We start from the raw sequence: 18408 nt of genomic DNA on the forward strand, positions 1-18408 counted from the left end.
ATGATCCTCACGGTGCTGCGGTTCAACTTCGCTTCGCCGCAGGGCAATCCGCGCAAGCAGAGTGAATTGCTCAATGCGGCTCTGGAACTGGCGGAGTTCGGGGAGTCGCGCGGGATCACCACGGTCAGCGTTGACGAACACCACGCCACCGGGCACGGCTGGAGCTGCAATCCGATCATGGCCGCGTCCATGTTTCTGGCGCGAACGTCGACCATGATCGCCAGCGTGGACTGCGCGCTGGGTCCGCTGTGGAATCCGGTCCGACTGGCCGAGGACATCGCGCTCGTGGACAACATGAGCCGCGGCCGGTTGCACACCACGGTGGGTCTGGGCTACCGGACTGTCGAATTCGACTCACTCGGAGTGGAATTCACCCGACGCGGCAAGCTGATGGATGCTCTGGTGGAGCGGATGCTGGCGGTTTGGTCCGGCGGTGAAGACGGCGTCTGCACCGGAACCTGGACCAGGCCGCATCCGCCGCTGTACGTCGGTGGCGGCTCCCGTGCCACGGCGCGGCGCGCGGCGCGGTTCGGGCTCCCGCTCAGCCTGGCCGACCATCTGCCCGAGGTCGCGGCCCACTATCGCGAACTGTGCGCCGAAGCCGGCATCAAACCGTTCGTCATCATGCCCGGGCCGGTCAATCGCGGAATGATCTACTTGCACGAGGACCCGGAGTGGGCCTGGGCCGAGTTGGGCGGGCACATCCTCTGGGAAGCGGTCACCTACGGCGGCTGGTCCGCGGACGAACGGTCCCTGATGCATCTGCCCGGAGTCCAGACTCTCGAGGAGGTGCGGGCGTCGGGGCGATACCGCTTCCTGACGCCTGACCAGCTGATCGCCGAGGTCCGCGCTGCCGATTACTACGGCCCGGTGGTGCTACACCCGCTGGTCGGTGGGATGCCCGTCGAGGAGGCGTGGAAGTCGGTGCAGCTGCTGACCGACGTGGTGCTGCCCGCGCTCGCCTGAGGTCTCGCGGAGTGCGGCGGCCCTGCCCTGGGTGTGGCGAGCGCCCGCGTGTTGCCGCGGACACGCCGCGGCGGGTGGCATTTTGGGGTCGCTCGCGCCGGGGCGGGCCGCGGCGGCCCTGCCCTGGGTGTGGCGAGCGCCCGCGTGTTGCCGCGGACACGCCGCAGCGGCTGGCATTTTGGGGTCGCTCGCGCCGGGGCGGGCCGCGGCGGCCTTGCCCTGGGTGTGGCGAGCGCCCGCGTGTTGCCGCGGACACGCCGCGGCGGCTGGCATTTTGGGGTCGCTCGCGCCGCATGACGCGAGCGCCGGAGATTTACAGCCCGAACGACGGCGCAGAAGGCGGCGCGAACTCGGTCACCAGCACCGGAAGCGAGATCGCACCGGTCCCACCGGTCACCACCAGCACCCAGCGACCGTCGCTGGGAAGTTGCAGTTGCAGCTCGAAGAACGCGAACCCGGGGAACTCGGCGACGGACGCTTCGGGCACCTCGAACTCCAACCGGATCGGGTCATCGTCCGTCGGCGGCCGCATCTCGATCTTGAGCGTGCGGTCGGTGCTACCCGGCTCCGCCTGGGTCAGCACCACCAGCACGAACCGGGCCGAGCGGTCGGGTCCGAGCGCAAACCGGGACAGCACCCCACCCGAGACATTGAGTTTGTTGTCGACGACGGCAGCCGCATCGGCCAGGAAAGCGCCCGTAAGTATCACGCCGCTGAACCTACCGCAGCACCTGAAGGCGCCGAACTCCGCTTACTTTTCGGGCACAACGAGCAATACTGAGCGCATGCCTGATCGCAACGTGCTGGGTGGCCCGTTGGAACCGTGCGGCACCGAGCCGGTCACCGGCTTCTACCGGGACGGCTGCTGTTCCACCGGCGACGAGGACCGCGGATTGCACACCATCTGTGCCGTCGTGACGGCCGAGTTCCTCGAGCACCAGCGGTCGATCGGCAACGACCTGTCGACGCCGGTCCCCGAGTACCGGTTTCCCGGGCTGCTGCCGGGTGACCGCTGGTGCGTCACCGCGCGCAACTGGCTGCGGGCCCACAACGACGGGTGCGCAGCCCCGGTGGTGCTGGCCTCCACCCACGAGCGCACCCTCGAGGTGGTGCCACTCGAGGTCCTGCAAGAACACGCGGTAGACGTGCCGGACGATCTGGCGAATCTGTAAGTCACGGGACTTCGGTCGAGTACAGCCAGGCATCCCACAGCGGACGCAGCGACTCGTCGCTGTAGTTGGCCGCCAGCCCGGTGAAGTCCTCGGTGCTGGCGGTGCCGTGCCGATACCGGGTCGTCCAATCCTTAAGCAGCGCAAAGAAATTTTCGTCACCCAGCTGACCCCGCAGCGCGTGCAGGGTCAAGGCGCCGCGCTTGTACACCCGGTCGTCGAACATGTGCCGCGGCCCGGGATCGGCCAGCAGCAGATCCTGCGGCTTCTGGCGCAGCTGTCCCAGGTGGTAACGGGCCAGTGCGACGGTGGTGGACCCGCCGCTGCGCTCCGACCACAACCACTCGGCGTAGGACGCGAACCCTTCGTGCAGCCAGATGTCGCGCCACCGCCGCGCGGTCACCGAGTTGCCGAACCACTGGTGCGCCAACTCGTGCGCGATGAGCCGCTCGCTGGCCCGGCTACCCGTGCAGTGATTGGCGCCGAAGATCGAAATGCCCTGCGCTTCAAGCGGAATCTCCAGCACGTCGTCGGTCACCACGACTGTGTATCCGTCGGCGAGCGGATAGGGGCCGAACAACTCGATGAACAACTCCATCATGTCGGGCTGGCGCGCGAAGTCGTGGTCGAAGTTGTCCCGGAGGCGTTCGGGCAGCGCCGCGCGGATCGCCACCGGTGTCCTGGCCAGCCGGATCGACTCGTACACACCGATTTGCAGGGTGACGAGGTAGGTCGATGTCGGCTCGGGTTGCTCATAGGTCCAGACGGTCTGCGAAGCCCGCGCCCGGGACGACACCAGCTTGCCGTTGGCGATGGCCCGGTACCCGCTCTCGGTGCTGATCTGGATGCGGAAGGCTGCCTTCGCGCTGGGATGGTCGTTACAGGGGAACCAGGATGCCGCCCCGTTGGGTTGCCCGGCGACCAGGGCGCCGTCGGTCAACTCCTCGAATCCCACGTCGCCCCAGAGGGTTCGGAGCGGCTTGGGGCTGCCGCCGTACCGCACCACCACGGTCATCGCGGCGCCGGTCGGCAACTTCGACTCCAGCGTGATGCGCAACTTGCCGCCACGGCAGCCGAAGCGGGCGGCGCGTTTGCCGTTCACCGAGACCCGGGACACCGACAGCGCGCTCGACAGGTCGAGGGTGAATTCGCCCAACTCGGCCACCGTCACCGCCGTGATGGTCGCGGTGCCCGAGAGCCGGTTGATCGCGACCTTGTATTCGAGGTCGAGCTCGTAGCGCGAGACTGTGTAGCCGAAGTTGCCGTTCTGCGGCAGGTACGGGTCCACACCCTGCTGCTTAGCCGGTGACTTCACGCGGCGTCGTCCTTGACGTCCGCCGCGTTCTTGCGGCCCTTCTTGCGACTCACCCACGGCCGGACCGGATTGCCTTGCCAGCGAGTCGATCCCGGTACCTCGTCACCGCGCACCACCAGCGACGCCGGGCCGACCGAGGCTCCGGCGCCCACCCGTGCGGCCGGCAGCGCGACACAGTGCGGGCCCAGCGTGGCGCCCGGTTCCAGCACCACGCTGTCCATCCGCATGATCCGGTCGTGGAACAGATGGGTCTGCACCACACATCCGCGGTTGACCGTGCTGCCCTCCCCGAGCACCACCAGATCCGCCTCGGGCAGCCAGTACGTCTCACACCAGCACCCGCGCCCCACCGCCGCACCCAGCCCGCGCAGCCACAGGCTCATCACCGGGGTACCGCTGGCAGCGCGCGCAAACCACGGCGCCGCAACGGTTTCCACGAACGTGTCGGCCAACTCGTTGCGCCACACGAACGACGACCACAGCGGGAACTCACTGGCCCGGATCCTCCCCACCAGCGCCCATTTCGCCGCGACCGTCACCAGGCCCGCGACCGCGCCCGCCGCCAGCAACACCAGGCCACCGGCCAGCGCCGCCCACCAGATCCCGAAGGTGATTGTCAGCGCCTGCAATGCGCCCAATACCGCCACTCCGATCGCGACCGTCACCACCACGGGCAACAGCCGGCAGATCTCCACCGCCGCCCGCATCACCTTCAACCGGGTCGGGGGATGGTACGTCGTCTCCTCATCGGCTTCGGCGGGCCGTCGGCGCAACCGCATCGGGGGACTGCCCAGCCACGAAGAGCCTCGTTTGGCTTTCGGCGGCGTCGCCGACAAGACGGCGACCAGGCCGTCGTCGGGGACCCGGCGTCCCGGTTGGGTGATGCCCGAGTTGCCCAGGAACGCGCGCCGCCCGACGGTGGTCTCGGCCGCGTAGATCCAGCCGCCGCCAAGCTCGTACGAGGCGACCATGGTGTCGTCGGCCAGGAATGCGCCGTCCTCGATGACGGCGAACTTGGGGGTGAGCAGAACCGTGGAGATCTCGGTGCCCCGGCCCACCCGGGTGCCCAGAATGCGCAGCCAGACCGGGGTGAACAGGCTGGCGTACAGCGGGAACAGGTAGGTGCGCGCGGCGTCCATCAACCGTTCGGTGGTCCACAGCTGCCAACCCACGCGGCTGCGCACCGGGTGGTAGCCCTCGCGCAGCCCGATCGACAGCATCCGGACGGCCACCACCGTTATCGACGCGTACGCCGCAAACCCGGCCAGCGCCGCCAACGGCGTCCACAGCAGCGCGGGCAGCACGGCCTGCGACAGCGTGCGGGTGTGCCGGACGGCCACCCCGATGATGGCCAGGCCCCCAGCCAGGGCCAGCAGCGGCAACCCGGCCAGCACCAGCGATGTAACCCCGTAACCGGCCACCCAGTACGACTTTCGCGCGGGCCGCTCGTCCGGCCACGGGTGCTTCACCCGGCCGGACTTGGCCGCCGGCGACCCCTTCCAGTACTGGCCGTTCTTGATCTTGTCGGTCACGCCGGAGCCCGGCGCCACGTCGGCGTTCTTGCCGACGACCGCGCCGGGCAGCAGGGTGGTGCGGGCGCCGATCGTCGCGTCATTGCCGATGGTGATGGTGCCGACGTGGAAGAGGTCCCCGTCCACCCAATGCCCGCGCAGGTCCACTTCGGGTTCGATCGCGCTGCGTTCGCCGACGGTCAGCAGGCCGGTCACCGGCGGAACCGAATGCAGGTCCACGCCCTTCCCGATCTCGGCGCCCAGCGCCCGGGCGTAGTAGACGAGCCATGGTGCGCCGGCCAGGTTTTCCGCACCAGCGGCCTCGGCCAGTCGTTCGGCGAACCACACCCGCAGATGCACCGACCCGCCGCGGGGATAGCTGCCCGGTGCGACGTTGAACAGCAACATGCGGGCGAACAGCACCGCTATCCCCATCCGGCCCAGCGGCGTGACGAACAAGACGAACGCGCTCGCCACCCACCACCAGCTCACCGCCACGGTCCAGGGCACCAGATGCAGAGCACGAGCAATGTTGTTCCCCAACGCCAGCCAGGTAATCCACTGCAGTGCCGTCAAAGTCGCCAGCGGCACCGTCAACACGGTCTGGATCAGCTGGGTCAGACGCGGTGTCGGCTTCACCAACCGCTCATGGACTTGTGGCGGGGGACCGAACTCGTCGAGAAAGTTGGCCAGCGAGCCGAGTCGGGGGTGGTCGTACAGGTCCGCGACGGTGATCTGCGGGTACTGCTGCCGCAACGTGGAGACCAACTGCGCGGCGGCCAGCGACCCGCCGCCGAGCGCGAAGAAGTCGGCTTCCTCACCGGTTACCGTGGCGCCCAGCAGATCCCGCCACATCTCGGCCAACCGGCCCGCGGTGCCGGCCAGGTCGGGGGCCTCCTCGGTGTCGGTGCTTCCCGGCGGCGGCCACGGCAACGCGTCGCGATCGACCTTACCCGACGTGCGGGTGGGCAACTCCTCGATGAGAACCAGTCGCGGCACCAGCGCCGCGGGCAGGTGCTGGGCAAGTTCCTTGCGCGCCTTGGCGATATCGAAGGAGGGGTCGGTGCTCACCACGTAGCCCACCAGCACCGCGGTGCCGGTGGCGGTCCGGCGCACCGCAGCCGCGCCTCCGCTGACCCCGGCCAGATTGACCAGGGCGGAGTCCACCTCGCCGAGCTCGATGCGCCGGCCTCCGACCTTGACCTGATCGTCGGCGCGCCCGCAGAAGAACAGCCCGTCGGCCTCCAGCCGTACCAGGTCGCCACTGCGGTACGCGCGCTTCCATCCGAGTGTCGGCATGGCAGCGTACTTTTCGGCGTCCTTGGCCTCATCGAGGTAGCGGGCCAGGCCCACGCCGCCGATCACCAGCTCGCCCGTCTCGCCGTAACCGACCTGCCGGCCCTCGCCGTCCACCACGGCCAGGTCCCAGCCCCGCAACGGCAAGCCGATGCTGATCGGGCCCGACCCGTCGAGCCGGGCGGCGCAGGCGACCACGGTGGCCTCGGTGGGGCCGTAGGTGTTCCACACCTCGCGACCCTCCTGGGCATTCTGGGCCAACCGCTCGGCAAGTTCAGGCGGGCACGCCTCGCCCCCGAAGATCAACAGCCGCACCGCTTCCAGCGCCTCGGCGGGCCACAGCGCCGCGAGCGAGGGCACCGTCGAGACCACCGTGACGTCGCGGGTGACCAGCCAGGGCCCCAGGTCCATCCCGCTGCGCACCAGCGAGCGCGGTGCGGGAACCAGGCAGGCGCCGTGCCGCCACGCGAGCCACATCTCCTCGCACGACGCGTCGAATGCCACCGACAGTCCGGCCAGCACCCGATCACCCGGCCCGATCGGGCTGTCCTGGACGAACATCTGCGCTTCGGCGTCGACGAAGGCGGCGGCGCTGCGGTGGCTGACCGCGACGCCCTTGGGGGTTCCGGTGGATCCGGACGTGAAGATGATCCAGGCGTCGTCGCGGGCCAGCGGGGCCTCGGCCCGCCAGCCCCGGGAGGCGCCCTGGGTGCGCTCGATGCCCTTGTCGGTGATGACAGCCACTACATCGGCTTCCCCGAAGACCAGCTCGGCCCGTTCGTCGGGATCGTCGGCGTCGACGGGGACATAGGCGGCGCCGGCGGCCAGCACGGCAAGGATCGCCGTGTAGAGCGAGTAACTGCCCGAGGGCATCCGAATGCCGATCCGGTCGCCGCGTCCGATACCCCGGGCCGCCAGCCAGGCGACGCTGTCGGTCATGTCCTCGATCAGTTCGCTGTAGGTGAGCTGGACTTCTCCGTCGTCAATCGCCGCCGCGTCCGGGTAGCGAGCCGCGGTGGCCCGGATGATGTCGATCAGCGTGCGCGGACTCGGTGCGTCAGCCGACAGCAGGTACTGCGCGGGGATCTCGGGCACTCATGGAACCCTACCTACGTCGCCGCCGCGTCGAGAGCGCCGCGACGCGCTCGCGCGAGGTTGGCACACTGATACGGCAGGGAGGTGACGATGGCAAGCGCTCCGGAGGTAGCCACGGAGTCGGGCGTCGTGCGCGGGCGCCGTTTCGGCGGTGTCAACCTGTGGCGCACGATCCCGTATGCGGCCCCGCCCGTCGGGATGTTGCGCTTCCGGGCGCCGCAGCCAGTCTCACCCTGGACCGGCGTGCTCGATGCGACCAGGTTCGGCTACGCCGCGCATTCCCACCGGCTCAGTTCGCCGCTCGGCCTGTTGAAGCGCCAGGTTCAGCACGAGGACTGCCTGACGCTCAACGTCTGTGCTCCTGCCGATCGGAGCGGACCGTCCCGCCCGGTGCTGGTGTTCATTCACGGCGGCGGTTATTTCGAGGGCACCTCCGCCCTGCCGGTGCACGACCCCAAGGCGCTGGTGGCCAAGTTCGGTGTGGTGCTGGTCACGGTCAACTACCGGCTCGGCGGCCTGGGATTTGTCGACTTCTCCCGATACGCAGCGGATTTCGAGTCCAACCTGGGCCTGCGCGACCAGGTGGCCGCGCTGGAGTGGGTCCGGCGCAACATCGCGGCGTTCGGTGGCGATCCGGGCAACGTCACCCTGTGGGGCCAGTCCGCCGGTGGGAGCGCCGTCCTGACCCACCTCATGCTGCCGGCCTCCCGGGGCCTGTTCCACCGGGCCATTGCGCAGAGTCCGGTACCCGATGCGGTGCGCACACCGGAGCAGGCCGCCGCGACCGCCCGCCGGTGCGTCGAGGCGCTCGGCGCCGACGCAGACACTGCGGCCGCGACGCTGCGTGACGCGCCTGCCACGGCGATCACCGCGGCGGCGATCAGGGTGATGCTGGCGGCGGCACGCGAAGTTCCGTGCCAGATGTCGTTGGCGCCGGTCATCGACGGCGACTTCCTGCCCGAGGATCCGACGACGGCGATCACCGAAGGCCGGGCCGAGCGCGTGCCACTGCTCATCGGTTCCATGCGTAATGAGTTGGGTCATGCGGGCTGGGGGCCGGTACGGCAGTTCATCGACATCGTTCCGACGACGGCGGCCCGGGTGGACCGCATGTTCGCCGCGACCGATCCCGCGGCGCGGGCACAGGTGCTTGCCCATTACCCGGACTATCCGAGCCGCGCGGCGCTGACCCGGTTGGCCGGCGACTGCTTCTTCGTGCGTCCGATGGTCGCGGTGGCCGAGGGACACGCCCGCCATGCACCGACCTACCTCTACCGCCTCGACTACGCGCCGTTTCTGTTGCGGCTCATCGGTATGGGTGCGATCCACGCCACCGATGTGCCACTGGTATTCGGCTGCGAGATACCGGCGGTGCAACTGCTGACGCTCGGCGAGCGCGGCCGCTATCGCGCCATGAGCGACTGCGTGCAACAGCGTTGGATCGAGTTCGTTCGCAGCGGCACGCCGGGATGGCCGTCCTACTCAGACGACGAGGCCGCCCTCGTCATCGACGGTCCGCACCCGCACGTCGTTCCCGGCCTGCACCGCAGCATGTGGGCGGCCTGGCGGGATTACGCGGGACCGCAACGGGGCCAGAGTTTTCCGGCCGCCCACCAGGAAGGTCAATGATGGGCCACCGCCGGCCGCAGGTCGCGGTTCTCGACGACTACGCGAGTGTCGCGCTCGACCTCGCCGACTGGTCCCCGGTGCGCGAGCGCGCCGACATCACCGTATTCGACCGGCATCTGACGGAGGACGAGGCCGCCGCGCAACTGCGGCCATTCGAGGTGCTGTGCACCCTCAGGGAGCGAATGGCGCTGCCCCGCAGCCTCATCGAACGGCTGCCGAACCTGAAACTGATCACCATTGTCGGCCGGAGCCTGCCCAACCTGGATATGGCGGCCGCCACCGAACACGGCGTCCTGGTGGCCCATTCGAACTTCGCCCATCCGAGGTTCGCGGCTGTCCGGGATGCCACTCCGGAACTGGCGTGGGGCCTGATGATCGCGACGGTGCGTAACCTGGCCGAGGAGCACCGGCGCATGCGCGAGGGTGCGTGGCAGACGACGACGGGGATGACGCTGCACGGCAAGACGCTGGGGCTGCTCGGTCTCGGCCGGGTCGGCCGACGGATGGCACAGTACGCCAACACCTTTGGAATGGACGTTATCGCGTGGAGCCAGAACCTCACCGACGAGGCGGCATCGGCGGCCGGCGCGCGGCGGGTCGACAAGGACGCGCTGTTCGCCCAGTCCGACGTGGTCTCCATCCACCTGGTGCTCTCCGAACGCACGCGCGGCCTGATCGGCGCGGCCGAGTTGGCCCTGATGAAGCCGAACGCCTTCCTGATCAACACCTCTCGTGGCCCGATCGTCGACGAGCCGGCCCTGATCGACGTCCTACAGGCTGGCCGCATCGCCGGGGCGGGTCTCGATGTCTTTGACACCGAACCGCTTCCGGAACTGCACCCGCTGCGTGCGCTGCCGACTGTGACGCTCTCACCCCACCTCGGTTATGTCACCCGTGAGATGCTGGGGGCTTTCTACGCCGACACCGTCGATGCCGTCGTGGCGTGGCTGGACGGCGCGCCGGTCAGGATCGCGAACCCCAGTACGGACTCCTGATCGCCTGCAGCGCTTCGGTGACGTAACTGTCCAGCGAGCTCCCTGATCGACGGATCCACCGCTGGAACGCGAAATCGCCTGCCGCGAAGCCGAGTTGGACCAGCAGGCCGGGGCGGAGATCAGCGTCGGGATCGGCGCCCATGCGCTCGGCGATCAGCTTGACCGCCCGTTCCCGGTCGGCCTGCGTGTAGAGGGTGACCTTACCGAGCAGTCCCGGCGCCACCAGCAGCGCCTCTCGCCACTCTTCGCTCTCCACGTCCCCGAATGACCTTGTCCGGGTGATGATGGCGTTGATCAGCGCGACGTCCGGTGCCTCACCGGCCCCGCGCTGCTCCAGCAGGTTCACCACTTCGGCGCCGCCGTGGCGGATGGGGCCGAGGAGCAACTCTTCCTTGGTCGGCACGTGCCGGAAAAAGGTGCGCGGTGAAACGCCTGCGGCAGTGGCGATCTCCTCAGTCGTCACCGTGTCGTAGCCGCGCTCCACGAATAACCGGAACGCCGCGCGCCGGATGTCGGCGCGGATCTGCGCGCGCTGACGGTCGCGCAAGTTCATCGGAAGCAGCCGATTCCGCCGTCGACGTGGATGGTCTGCCCGGTGATGAACGTGGCGTCGGGGCCGAGCAGGAACGCCACCAGTGCGCCGACGTCGGTGCGGACGTCGCCGATCCGCTTCATCGGGACGCGGCGTACGGCCTTTGCGTAGTCGTCGGGCGCGTACTGCTTCCACAGTTTGACACCGTCGGATTCGGCGAAGGGGCAGATGACGTTGACGCGGATGTTGTCGCGTCCCCATTCCAGGGCGGCGACCTTGGACAGGCCACGGATGCCCTCCTTGGCGGCCGCATAACCGCCCCACTTGGGTTCACCGCCGGTTCCGGTGCCCGAGCCCAGGTTCACGATCGAACCGCCGCCGGCGCCGACCATCAACGGGTGTACCGCCTGCATGAGCAGGAACGAGGCGCGCGGGCCCACTTCGTAGCCGAGCGCCAGGTCGTCCAAGGTGATGTCGACGAATCTCTTGGGCTCGTTGGTGGCGATCGCATTGTTGACCAGTCCGTGCACGGTGCCGAATGCCTCGACGGCAGCGCCGGCGATCCGTGGCGCGCTGTCCGGGTCGCGCAGGTCGGCGACCACCATCTCGACCGCACCGATCTCCTTGAGCTCCGTGGCCGTCGCGGCCAGCTTCTCGGCGAGGATGTCGACCACCAGCACCGCCGCGCCGCGCTCCAGCAGGGCTGCGGCCACACCCTTGCCGACGCCCTGCGCGGCGCCGGTGACGATCGCGACATGCCCGCGCAGCGATTCCGGGTGAGAGTAACTCCGGGAAAGCGTCATCGTGCCGGCCCCAGCCGCAGCGGGATTCCGCGATGCATCTCGTAGGTGCTGCGCGCACCGCCGGGAAGTTCGATGAACTCCACTGTGGTCCCGTCCGGGTCCTTGACGAAAAACATTCGCACTCCGCCGATTTCGAAGGGTTCCTGCTCGGGCGTATGACCAGCTCCGGCAAGCCGGCGGTGGGTGTCGGTGAGGTCGGGGACCGACAGCGCGAAATTGTGAATGCCGGTGACCCCACGATGTGCCGGTCCGCGCGGCTGGACGCCCAGTGACAGCAGTTCGATCATCAGCCCACCCAGCAGGCCGCCGACGACCCGGCCCTCCTGCTTGCGCGTCGCATGCAGGACCGCATCGAAAGGCTCACCGGAGATCAAACTTTCGAAGACGACCTCCATGCCCAGCGCGTCGCGGTAGAAGGCCAGCGCGCGGTCCATGTCGGTGACGCCGATGACGAGGTGGCAGAAGGTTGCGTCGCCGACGACGCCGGTCATGCGCGTCCGGCAATCAGCGGCAGATCCAGATAGGTCTTGATGCCGGGTTCGGCTGGGACGACGTAGGGGATGGCGTTGACGCAGTGGTTGGCGGTGGCGACCACCCCCGGATTACGTTGCAGCCCTTCGGCGATCGTCTGCGGCTGCAGGCCCTTGAAAGTGAGGCTGACGCTGGGATCGCCGGTGATCTCGACTTCGAAACGCTCGCCCTGCTCGCCGAACTCCCAGGCCGGTTCCAGGTTGTCTTCGCCCATCAGCCAGTTGACCGCCGCGGTGATCACCGGTTCTCCGTCGGAGAGCGCCTGCCAGCGGAACCTGCGTGCGGCGACCGTCCCGGGGGCGATGGTCATCGGTTCGTAGTCGATATCGCCGGTCGCGACCGCGATGTCCTGAATCGTCCTGATGTTGGGCTCGATGCGAAAACCCATGTGGTCGGCGATCATTCGCACCGACTGCTTGAAGCCCGCTTCCAACAGGCTTGCCATCGGACCCTGCATCGCCTCCTCGGGGGTTCCCCCGAAACCCATGATGTGGCGCACCACGTCGGGTGCGTTGTAGGTACGGATGTCGGAGAACTCCTCGGCGCGGACGTGGGTGACCGCCGAGGACAGCGACGACACCATGAGCGGAAAACGCTCCGTGATGCCGCCCGGATGAATACCCGACCCGTGCAGTGTCACCCCGGCCTCGACCGCCGCGTCGGCGATCGCCCGCACGCGCGGATTCTCCAGGTCGGGGTACACCCAGCCGACCGGGGTCACGACGTTCTTGCCGGACCGCAGGATCGCGATGACCTCTTCGTCGTTGGGCACCAGCGGGCTGTACATCACGCAGTCGGCATCGATGGCCAGCGCGTCGTCGATGCTGGTGGTCGCGGTGACGCCCAGCTCGTCGCGGCCGAGGATGTGTCCGACGTCGACGCCGTTCTTGTCGGCGCTGTGCACCCGGCAGCCGGCCAGTTCCAGCTCGGGATGGTTCAGCACGCATTCGATGGCGGCCTTACCGACGCCACCGGTTGCCCACTGGATGACGCGGAACTTGGCTGGGCTACTCATCGGCACCTCCGAAGGGCAGGGTGGCAGATCGTGACTTATTGACAGTAACTGTCAGGACGCATCTTCCGAAAGCGGCCACCCGCGACCCGCCGACCTGTTAGCTTGCGTAGGCACCAGCCGTCGGGGTCGGGGGGCCACCATGAATCGAGCTCTGAATCGAGCGATAGTCGCAACGTTCGGAATCCTTGTTGCCGGCGCGTGCCTTCCGGCGCCACCGGCCGCCGCCGACAACCCGGTCTGCACTTCCACCTGGTGCTCCTTCTTGCTGCCCTCGCGCAACATCGGCTGCGAGCTCAACTTCCAACGTGACAGCGGGATCACCGACGAGGCGTACTGCCAGTCCGATTCGCCGCCCCAGTCGGTCCGTATGACGCCTGCCGGAACGTTCAAGACCTGCACCGGTGAGACCTGCCTGGGCAACGCCGGACAGGGCACCCCGGTGCTCGCGTACGGGCAGAGTGCCGGCGTCGGGCCCTTCACCTGCCGATCGGACACGAACGGTGTCACCTGCACCGCGTCGGGTCGCGGCTTCACCCTGTCCAACGCCGGGGTCACGCCGGTCGGATAGGGGCACCTCGGTTCTGCCAGGGTGTCTTGAACTGTCAAGAAGTTGTCCTCTGCTGTCAAGACACGTCGCCACGTGCTGTCGCAGAGTGTGCTCATGAGGAGCACGCCATGGAATTGATGTCACCGGTCGACGCGCTGTTCTTGTCAGCCGAATCGCGGGAACATCCGTTGCACGTCGGCGCGCTGCAACTGTTCGAGCCGCCCAGAGGCAGGGCGCGCGGATTCGCGCGGGAGACCCACCGGGCGATGCTCGAGTGTGACGACGTCGCTCCGCTGTTTCGCAGGCGGCCCAGTTCTTTCCATGGTGCGCTGACCAACCTCGGCTGGTCGACGGACGGCGACGTCGACCTCAGTTACCACGTGCGCCGTTCCGCTCTCCCCGCACCGGGCCGGGTCCGCGACCTGCTCGACCTCACCTCACGGCTGCATGCCAACCTGCTCGACCGGCACCGCCCGTTGTGGGAGACGCACGTGATCGAGGGACTTCGGGACGGGCGGTTGGCGGTCTACTCCAAGATGCACCACGCCCTGGTGGACGGGGTGTCCGGCCTGACGCTGATGCACCGGTCGCTGAACACCGACCCCGACAGCACCGACTTCCGCACCGCATGGAACCCGGTGCCCCGGCACGCGCGCCTCCAGCAGCGATCCCGCGGCCTGCTGCGGCAGGCCGGCGACACGCTGGGATCGATTGCGGGACTGGGACCCTCGACGCTGCGGCTGGCCCGGGCCGCGCTCTTGGAGCAGCAGCTCACCCTGCCGTTCGGTGCGCCGCGGAGCATGCTCAACGTCGCCGTCGGAGGAGCGCGCCGGTGCGCCGCGCAGTCCTGGGAGTTGGATCGGGTCAGAGAGATCAAAGATGTTGCGGGAGTGAGCCTGAACGACGTCGTGCTGGCGATGTGTGCCGGTGCGCTGCGCGGCTACCTCGACGAGTACGACGCGCTGCCCGATGCGCCGTTGGTCGCGATGGTTCCGGTCAGCTTGCGCAACGAGCGAGACGCGCTGGGCGGCAACATGGTTGGCGCGGTGCTGTGCAACCTGGCCACCCACCTCGACGATCCGGCGGAGCGCCTGCACGCGATCCACACCTCGATGCGTGACAACAAGCGGGTCTTGTCGCAGCTCCCGCGTGCCCAGGCGCTGGCGTTGTCGCTGCTGCTGTTGAGCCCCGCCGCGCTGAACACACTGCCCGGCCTGGCCGGGGCCACACCGCCGCCGTTCAACGTGTGCATATCCAATGTGCCCGGGGTGCGCGAGCCGCGATACCTCAACGGAGCACGTCTGGTCGGCAACTACCCGATGTCGCTGACGCTGAACGGGCAGGCGCTCAACATCACCCTGACCAGCACCGCGGACAGTCTCGACTTCGGGCTGGTGGGCTGCCGCCGCAGCATTCCACACCTGCAGCGGTTGCTCAGTCACCTGGAGACGTCGTTGAAGGAGCTGCAACGGGCTGTCGGCCTGTGACCTGGCTGCGGTAGGACGCCGGCCCTGTCCCGAACCACCGCCGGGACGAGCGCGACAGCACGCTCTGCTCCGCGTAACCGAGTTCGCGGGCCAGGTGCGTCAGGCTGATGCCGGTGGTCCGCAGATAGCGGTCGGCGATGTCCTTGCGTACCTCGTCGACCAAGACCGCAAAGGTGGTACCGTCGCGGGCAAGCCTGCGCTGCAACGTCTTCGGATGCAGATGGAACTGCTCGGCCACCACGTCCAGGGTCGCGGCCCCGGTGGGCAGCAGCTGCCGCACGATGGTGCGCACCGACTCCACCAGCCCGGCGCCCAGCGGGGTGATGCTGCTCAGGTAGTCGACGACGGCGCGGTGGGCGAGATCGTCGCGGTTGAGCGTGCGGGCCAGGTCGGCCGTGCTTACCGTGAAGCCGGCACTGCGTTGCGCAAAGTAGGGCGTCGCGCCGAAGTACTTGGTATAGGCGGCTTTCGGAGTGAGCGGGTGATGCGGAAGATGCACCGAGAGGCTGGTGAAGCTCGCGCCCATCAGGAGGCGCAACACCCCGAGCGAGACGCCCAGCGCCAGTTCCGTCGTTTGTGCGAATGCGATCGCCTCGTCGTGCAGGAACTCGAGCGCGATGAATGAGCGCCCCGGGTCGGTCAACGGGGCGATGGACACCACGATCGCCGGACTGTATGCCGCCATGAACGTACTGAAAATGGCCAGTGCGTCGGCCACCGTTGCCGCCGTTCGGGCCGCCACGCCCACCGGTCCGAGGATCTCGATGCCCTGACCTTCAGCCAGCCGGCGCCCGAAATCCGGTGTGGCCGTTGCCTCCGCGGCCGTCTCCAGCGCCCGGAAGATGGCCCGGATCGGGATGAACGCCTCGTAGTCGCCGACATCCTGTTCCCGGATACCGGTGGATCGCAGCAGGGCTGCCGGGTCACCACCCAACTCGGCGACGAGTCTCGGGTAATCCGAGAGCGCGGTCCCGCGTACCACCGACATGTCTGGTGATTGTGTCAGCCAGGCGCCGGGAACCGGCGGGACTAACGTCACCGATTTCCACAACACCTACTTTGCATGTGCATCTCAGGGTCTAATAGCGGGCATGGAACTGATGATGCCGACCGACTCGATGTTTCTGTTCACCGAATCCCGGGAGCATCCGTTGCACGTCGGCGGCCTGTCGTTGTTCCAGCCACCGGAGGGGGCCGGTCCGGAATTCGTCCGGGAGTTCTACGAGAAGCTGGTCGCCAACGACGAATTTCAGCCGACGTTCCGTAAGCACCCGGCCACGATCGGGGGCGGCATCGCCCGGGTCGCCTGGGCCTACGACGACGACGTCGACATCGACTACCACGTCCGGCGCTCGGCCCTGCCCTCGCCGGGTCGCGTGCGTGATCTGCTCGAGTTGACCTCGCGGCTGCACACCAGCCTGCTGGACCGGCACCGCCCGTTGTGGGAGCTGCACGTCGTCGAGGGCCTCAACGACGGTCGCTTCGCCATGTACACGAAGATGCACCACGCGCTGATCGACGGCGTCTCGGCGGTGAAGTTGATGCAGCGGACCATGTCCACGGATCCCGATGACAGCCACGTGAAGGCGATGTGGAACCTGCCGCGACCACCCCGGGCGCCTAAGCCGGAGGCCGGCGGCAGTGGCTCAAACCCGCTGAGCGCTCTGGTCAAGATGGCGGGATCGGTTGTGGGAGTTGCCCCCTCGACTCTCAAGCTGGCCCGGGCCGCACTGTTCGAGCAGCAGTTGACGCTGCCGTTCGCCGCGCCACACACGATGTTGAACGTCAAGGTCGGGGGCGCCCGTCGGTGTGCCGCGCAGTCCTGGTCCCTGGACCGGATCAAGGGCGTCAAAGCGGCTGCGGGCGTGACCGTCAACGACGCGGTGCTCGCGATGTGCGCCGGCGCGCTGCGTTACTACCTGCTCGAACAAGACGCGTTGCCGGACACGCCGCTGGTGGCCATGGTGCCGGTCAGCCTGCGCTCGGAAGCCGACGCCGACAGCGGCGGCAACAAGGTCGGCAGCATCTTGTGCAATCTGGCCACCGATGTCGAGGACCCCGCGAAGCGGCTGCAGATCATCGGTGACTCCATGCGCCGCAACAAGAAGGTGCTCGCGGAGTTGCCGTCGTACCAGGTGCTGGCGCTGTCCGCACTCAACATGGCGCCGTTGACGCTCGCGGGCGTGCCGGGCTTCCTCTCGGCGGTGCCGCCGCCGTTCAACATCGTCATTTCGAATGTGCCCGGGGTGGGTGACCCGCTCTACTACGGCGGCGCCAAGCTCGACGGCAGCTACCCGCTGTCCAATATCCCGGACGGCCAGGCACTGAACATCACCCTGGTCAACAACGCCGGCAATCTGGACTTCGGACTCGTCGGGTGCCGCCGTAGCGTGCCCCATCTGCAGCGGTTACTGGCTCACCTGGAGACCTCGCTGAAGGATCTGGAGCAGGCCGTCGGAGTCTGACCGGCATGCCGAAGCTGAGTGCGGGGCTGCTGCTGTACCGCTGTCGCGCCGGCGTCGTCGAAGTTCTGATCGCGCATCCGGGCGGGCCGTTCTGGGCGCGCAAGGACAACGGCGCGTGGTCGATTCCGAAGGGCGAGTACGGCGACGGCGACGATCCATGGGCGGCGGCCCAACGCGAATTCGCCGAAGAATTGGGTTTGCCGGCGCCCGATGGGCCGCGACTGGATTTCGGGCCGGTGAAGCAGCCCAGCGGCAAAGTGGTGACGGCTTTCGCGGTCCGAGCCGACCTCGATATCACCGATGCGCGCAGCAACACCTTCGAAGTGGAATGGCCGCGCCGCTCGGGGCGCATGCGGGAATTTCCCGAAGTGGACCGCGTCGACTGGTTTCCGGTGGCGCAGGCACGCGACAAGCTGCTCAAGGGTCAGCGAATTTTCCTGGATCACTTGATGGCGCACCCCGAATTGGCAGGGATGTCGGAAGGCGCCTGACCGTCCAGTGTGCGGCTACGGTGGTCAGAACGTCGAGCGAGCAACGTAGGCGCACGCTCAAAGCGGTAGGCGCACACTCGAAGCGACAAGCCCGCCGCCCGATCACAGCGAGTACTGCGACCCCGGCGGTCTAGCTGCCGTTCCGTCCGGGGCGCACCCCGGCCATGTTGATCATCAGCGGTATCGGAGTCGCGATCGGCCGCAGCGCTTCGGCGTCGTGGTAAACGCCGATGGTGTACTCGCCCGTGGTCTCGATCGCGAACGACAGCTGGGGAGTGAAACACCGGTACTTGGACGGCTTGTCCTCGTCCGGCCATTGCCACGCGGAGCGAACCGTGCCCCGGATCGTCCCGCCGGGGTCCTTGCAGACGATGAACAACTCCGGGTCGAAATCACCACCGGAGGGTGCGTGCACCACCAGTACGAGTGGGACCGTCAGCCACACCGGGGTCTGGTTGACCTCGTAGCTGGTGATCGGCACGCGGGTGGCGTCGATCGCGGAATCGTCGATGTTGGCGGAGCCCGCCACGAGCAAAGCGGCTACATGCATTGCGACATCTT

17 protein-coding genes are annotated in these 18408 nt (G+C 68.1%); 8 read left to right on the forward strand and 9 right to left on the reverse strand.

Translation table 11 applies throughout. The annotated features are described in order from the left end of the window. Nucleotides 1–966 carry an LLM class flavin-dependent oxidoreductase gene (locus ACNQS7_RS21530; RefSeq protein WP_418014128.1) on the forward strand — a complete coding sequence of 322 codons (966 nt, stop codon included), beginning with the start codon at nucleotides 1–3 and terminating at the stop codon, nucleotides 964–966. A gap of 313 nt (nucleotides 967–1279) precedes the next feature. On the opposite strand, the gene ACNQS7_RS21535 is transcribed toward ACNQS7_RS21530, so the two are convergent. Next, the gene (locus ACNQS7_RS21535; RefSeq protein WP_418014129.1) at nucleotides 1280–1675 is read right to left on the reverse strand and encodes a hypothetical protein; all 396 of its coding nucleotides are present in this window, start codon (nucleotides 1673–1675) and stop codon (nucleotides 1280–1282) included. A 76-nt stretch (nucleotides 1676–1751) separates the two neighbouring features. Here ACNQS7_RS21535 and ACNQS7_RS21540 point away from each other — a divergent pair, with 76 nt between their 5' ends. Next, nucleotides 1752–2138: a DUF2237 domain-containing protein gene (locus ACNQS7_RS21540; RefSeq protein ID WP_310777040.1), complete on the forward strand. Its 387-nt coding sequence runs from the start codon at nucleotides 1752–1754 to the stop codon at nucleotides 2136–2138. A 1-nt stretch (nucleotide 2139) separates the two neighbouring features. Here ACNQS7_RS21540 and ACNQS7_RS21545 read toward each other — a convergent pair whose 3' ends face one another. Both ACNQS7_RS21545 and ACNQS7_RS21550 read right to left on the reverse strand, forming a co-directional pair. Further along, a complete protein-coding gene (locus ACNQS7_RS21545; protein ID WP_418014130.1) occupies nucleotides 2140–3450 on the reverse strand; it encodes a M1 family metallopeptidase in 1311 nt (436 codons plus the stop codon). Then, a complete protein-coding gene (locus ACNQS7_RS21550) occupies nucleotides 3447–7352 on the reverse strand; it encodes a Pls/PosA family non-ribosomal peptide synthetase (RefSeq protein ID WP_418014131.1) in 3906 nt (1301 codons plus the stop codon). Before ACNQS7_RS21550 ends, ACNQS7_RS21545 begins: the two co-directional genes overlap by 4 nt. Nucleotides 7353–7442: 90 nt before the next feature. Between ACNQS7_RS21550 and ACNQS7_RS21555 the strand changes: the two genes are divergently transcribed. Both ACNQS7_RS21555 and ACNQS7_RS21560 read left to right on the forward strand, forming a co-directional pair. Then, a complete protein-coding gene (locus ACNQS7_RS21555; protein WP_418014132.1) occupies nucleotides 7443–8981 on the forward strand; it encodes a carboxylesterase/lipase family protein in 1539 nt (512 codons plus the stop codon). Further along, on the forward strand, nucleotides 8981–9976 hold the full coding sequence (locus tag ACNQS7_RS21560) for a D-2-hydroxyacid dehydrogenase family protein (RefSeq protein WP_418016084.1): 996 nt from the start codon (nucleotides 8981–8983) through the stop codon (nucleotides 9974–9976). Before ACNQS7_RS21555 ends, ACNQS7_RS21560 begins: the two co-directional genes overlap by 1 nt. On the opposite strand, the gene ACNQS7_RS21565 is transcribed toward ACNQS7_RS21560, so the two are convergent. From ACNQS7_RS21565 to ACNQS7_RS21580, 4 genes are read right to left on the reverse strand one after another with little or no spacing between them, the layout of a single operon-like run. Further along, nucleotides 9945–10538, reverse strand: a complete 594-nt coding sequence (locus ACNQS7_RS21565) for a TetR/AcrR family transcriptional regulator (RefSeq protein ID WP_418016085.1) — start codon at nucleotides 10536–10538, stop codon at nucleotides 9945–9947. The genes ACNQS7_RS21560 and ACNQS7_RS21565 overlap by 32 nt on opposite strands. Continuing rightward, complete coding sequence (locus ACNQS7_RS21570; protein ID WP_418014133.1) at nucleotides 10526–11311, reverse strand: SDR family NAD(P)-dependent oxidoreductase; 786 nt, start codon at nucleotides 11309–11311, stop codon at nucleotides 10526–10528. Before ACNQS7_RS21570 ends, ACNQS7_RS21565 begins: the two co-directional genes overlap by 13 nt. Further along, nucleotides 11308–11802, reverse strand: a complete 495-nt coding sequence (locus tag ACNQS7_RS21575; protein WP_418014134.1) for a VOC family protein — start codon at nucleotides 11800–11802, stop codon at nucleotides 11308–11310. The genes ACNQS7_RS21570 and ACNQS7_RS21575 overlap by 4 nt, the downstream gene beginning before the upstream one ends. Continuing rightward, a complete protein-coding gene (locus tag ACNQS7_RS21580) occupies nucleotides 11799–12857 on the reverse strand; it encodes a dihydrodipicolinate reductase (protein ID WP_418014135.1) in 1059 nt (352 codons plus the stop codon). The genes ACNQS7_RS21575 and ACNQS7_RS21580 overlap by 4 nt, the downstream gene beginning before the upstream one ends. Nucleotides 12858–12996: 139 nt before the next feature. On the opposite strand from ACNQS7_RS21580, the gene ACNQS7_RS21585 reads away from it, so the two are divergent. Together ACNQS7_RS21585 and ACNQS7_RS21590 are read left to right on the forward strand one after the other, a co-directional pair. After that, complete coding sequence (locus tag ACNQS7_RS21585; RefSeq protein ID WP_418014136.1) at nucleotides 12997–13425, forward strand: hypothetical protein; 429 nt, start codon at nucleotides 12997–12999, stop codon at nucleotides 13423–13425. 116 nt (nucleotides 13426–13541) lie between these two features. Then, on the forward strand, nucleotides 13542–14891 hold the full coding sequence (locus ACNQS7_RS21590) for a WS/DGAT/MGAT family O-acyltransferase (protein WP_418016086.1): 1350 nt from the start codon (nucleotides 13542–13544) through the stop codon (nucleotides 14889–14891). Here the strand turns inward: ACNQS7_RS21590 and ACNQS7_RS21595 are convergent. Continuing rightward, nucleotides 14839–15879 carry an AraC family transcriptional regulator ligand-binding domain-containing protein gene (locus ACNQS7_RS21595; RefSeq protein WP_418014137.1) on the reverse strand — a complete coding sequence of 347 codons (1041 nt, stop codon included), beginning with the start codon at nucleotides 15877–15879 and terminating at the stop codon, nucleotides 14839–14841. The genes ACNQS7_RS21590 and ACNQS7_RS21595 overlap by 53 nt on opposite strands. 103 nt (nucleotides 15880–15982) lie before the next feature. Here ACNQS7_RS21595 and ACNQS7_RS21600 point away from each other — a divergent pair, with 103 nt between their 5' ends. Continuing rightward, nucleotides 15983–17356 carry a WS/DGAT/MGAT family O-acyltransferase gene (locus tag ACNQS7_RS21600; protein WP_418014138.1) on the forward strand — a complete coding sequence of 458 codons (1374 nt, stop codon included), beginning with the start codon at nucleotides 15983–15985 and terminating at the stop codon, nucleotides 17354–17356. Between the two features lie 5 nt (nucleotides 17357–17361). Beyond that, nucleotides 17362–17847: an NUDIX domain-containing protein gene (locus tag ACNQS7_RS21605; RefSeq protein ID WP_418014139.1), complete on the forward strand. Its 486-nt coding sequence runs from the start codon at nucleotides 17362–17364 to the stop codon at nucleotides 17845–17847. Nucleotides 17848–17977: 130 nt separating this feature from the next. On the opposite strand, the gene ACNQS7_RS21610 is transcribed toward ACNQS7_RS21605, so the two are convergent. Then, nucleotides 17978–18397, reverse strand: a complete 420-nt coding sequence (locus ACNQS7_RS21610; RefSeq protein ID WP_418014140.1) for a hypothetical protein — start codon at nucleotides 18395–18397, stop codon at nucleotides 17978–17980. Nucleotides 18398–18408 lie beyond the last annotated feature (11 nt).

This window comes from Mycobacterium sp. 23 (assembly GCF_048287075.1).
GTDB lineage: Bacteria > Actinomycetota > Actinomycetes > Mycobacteriales > Mycobacteriaceae > Mycobacterium > Mycobacterium gordonae_B.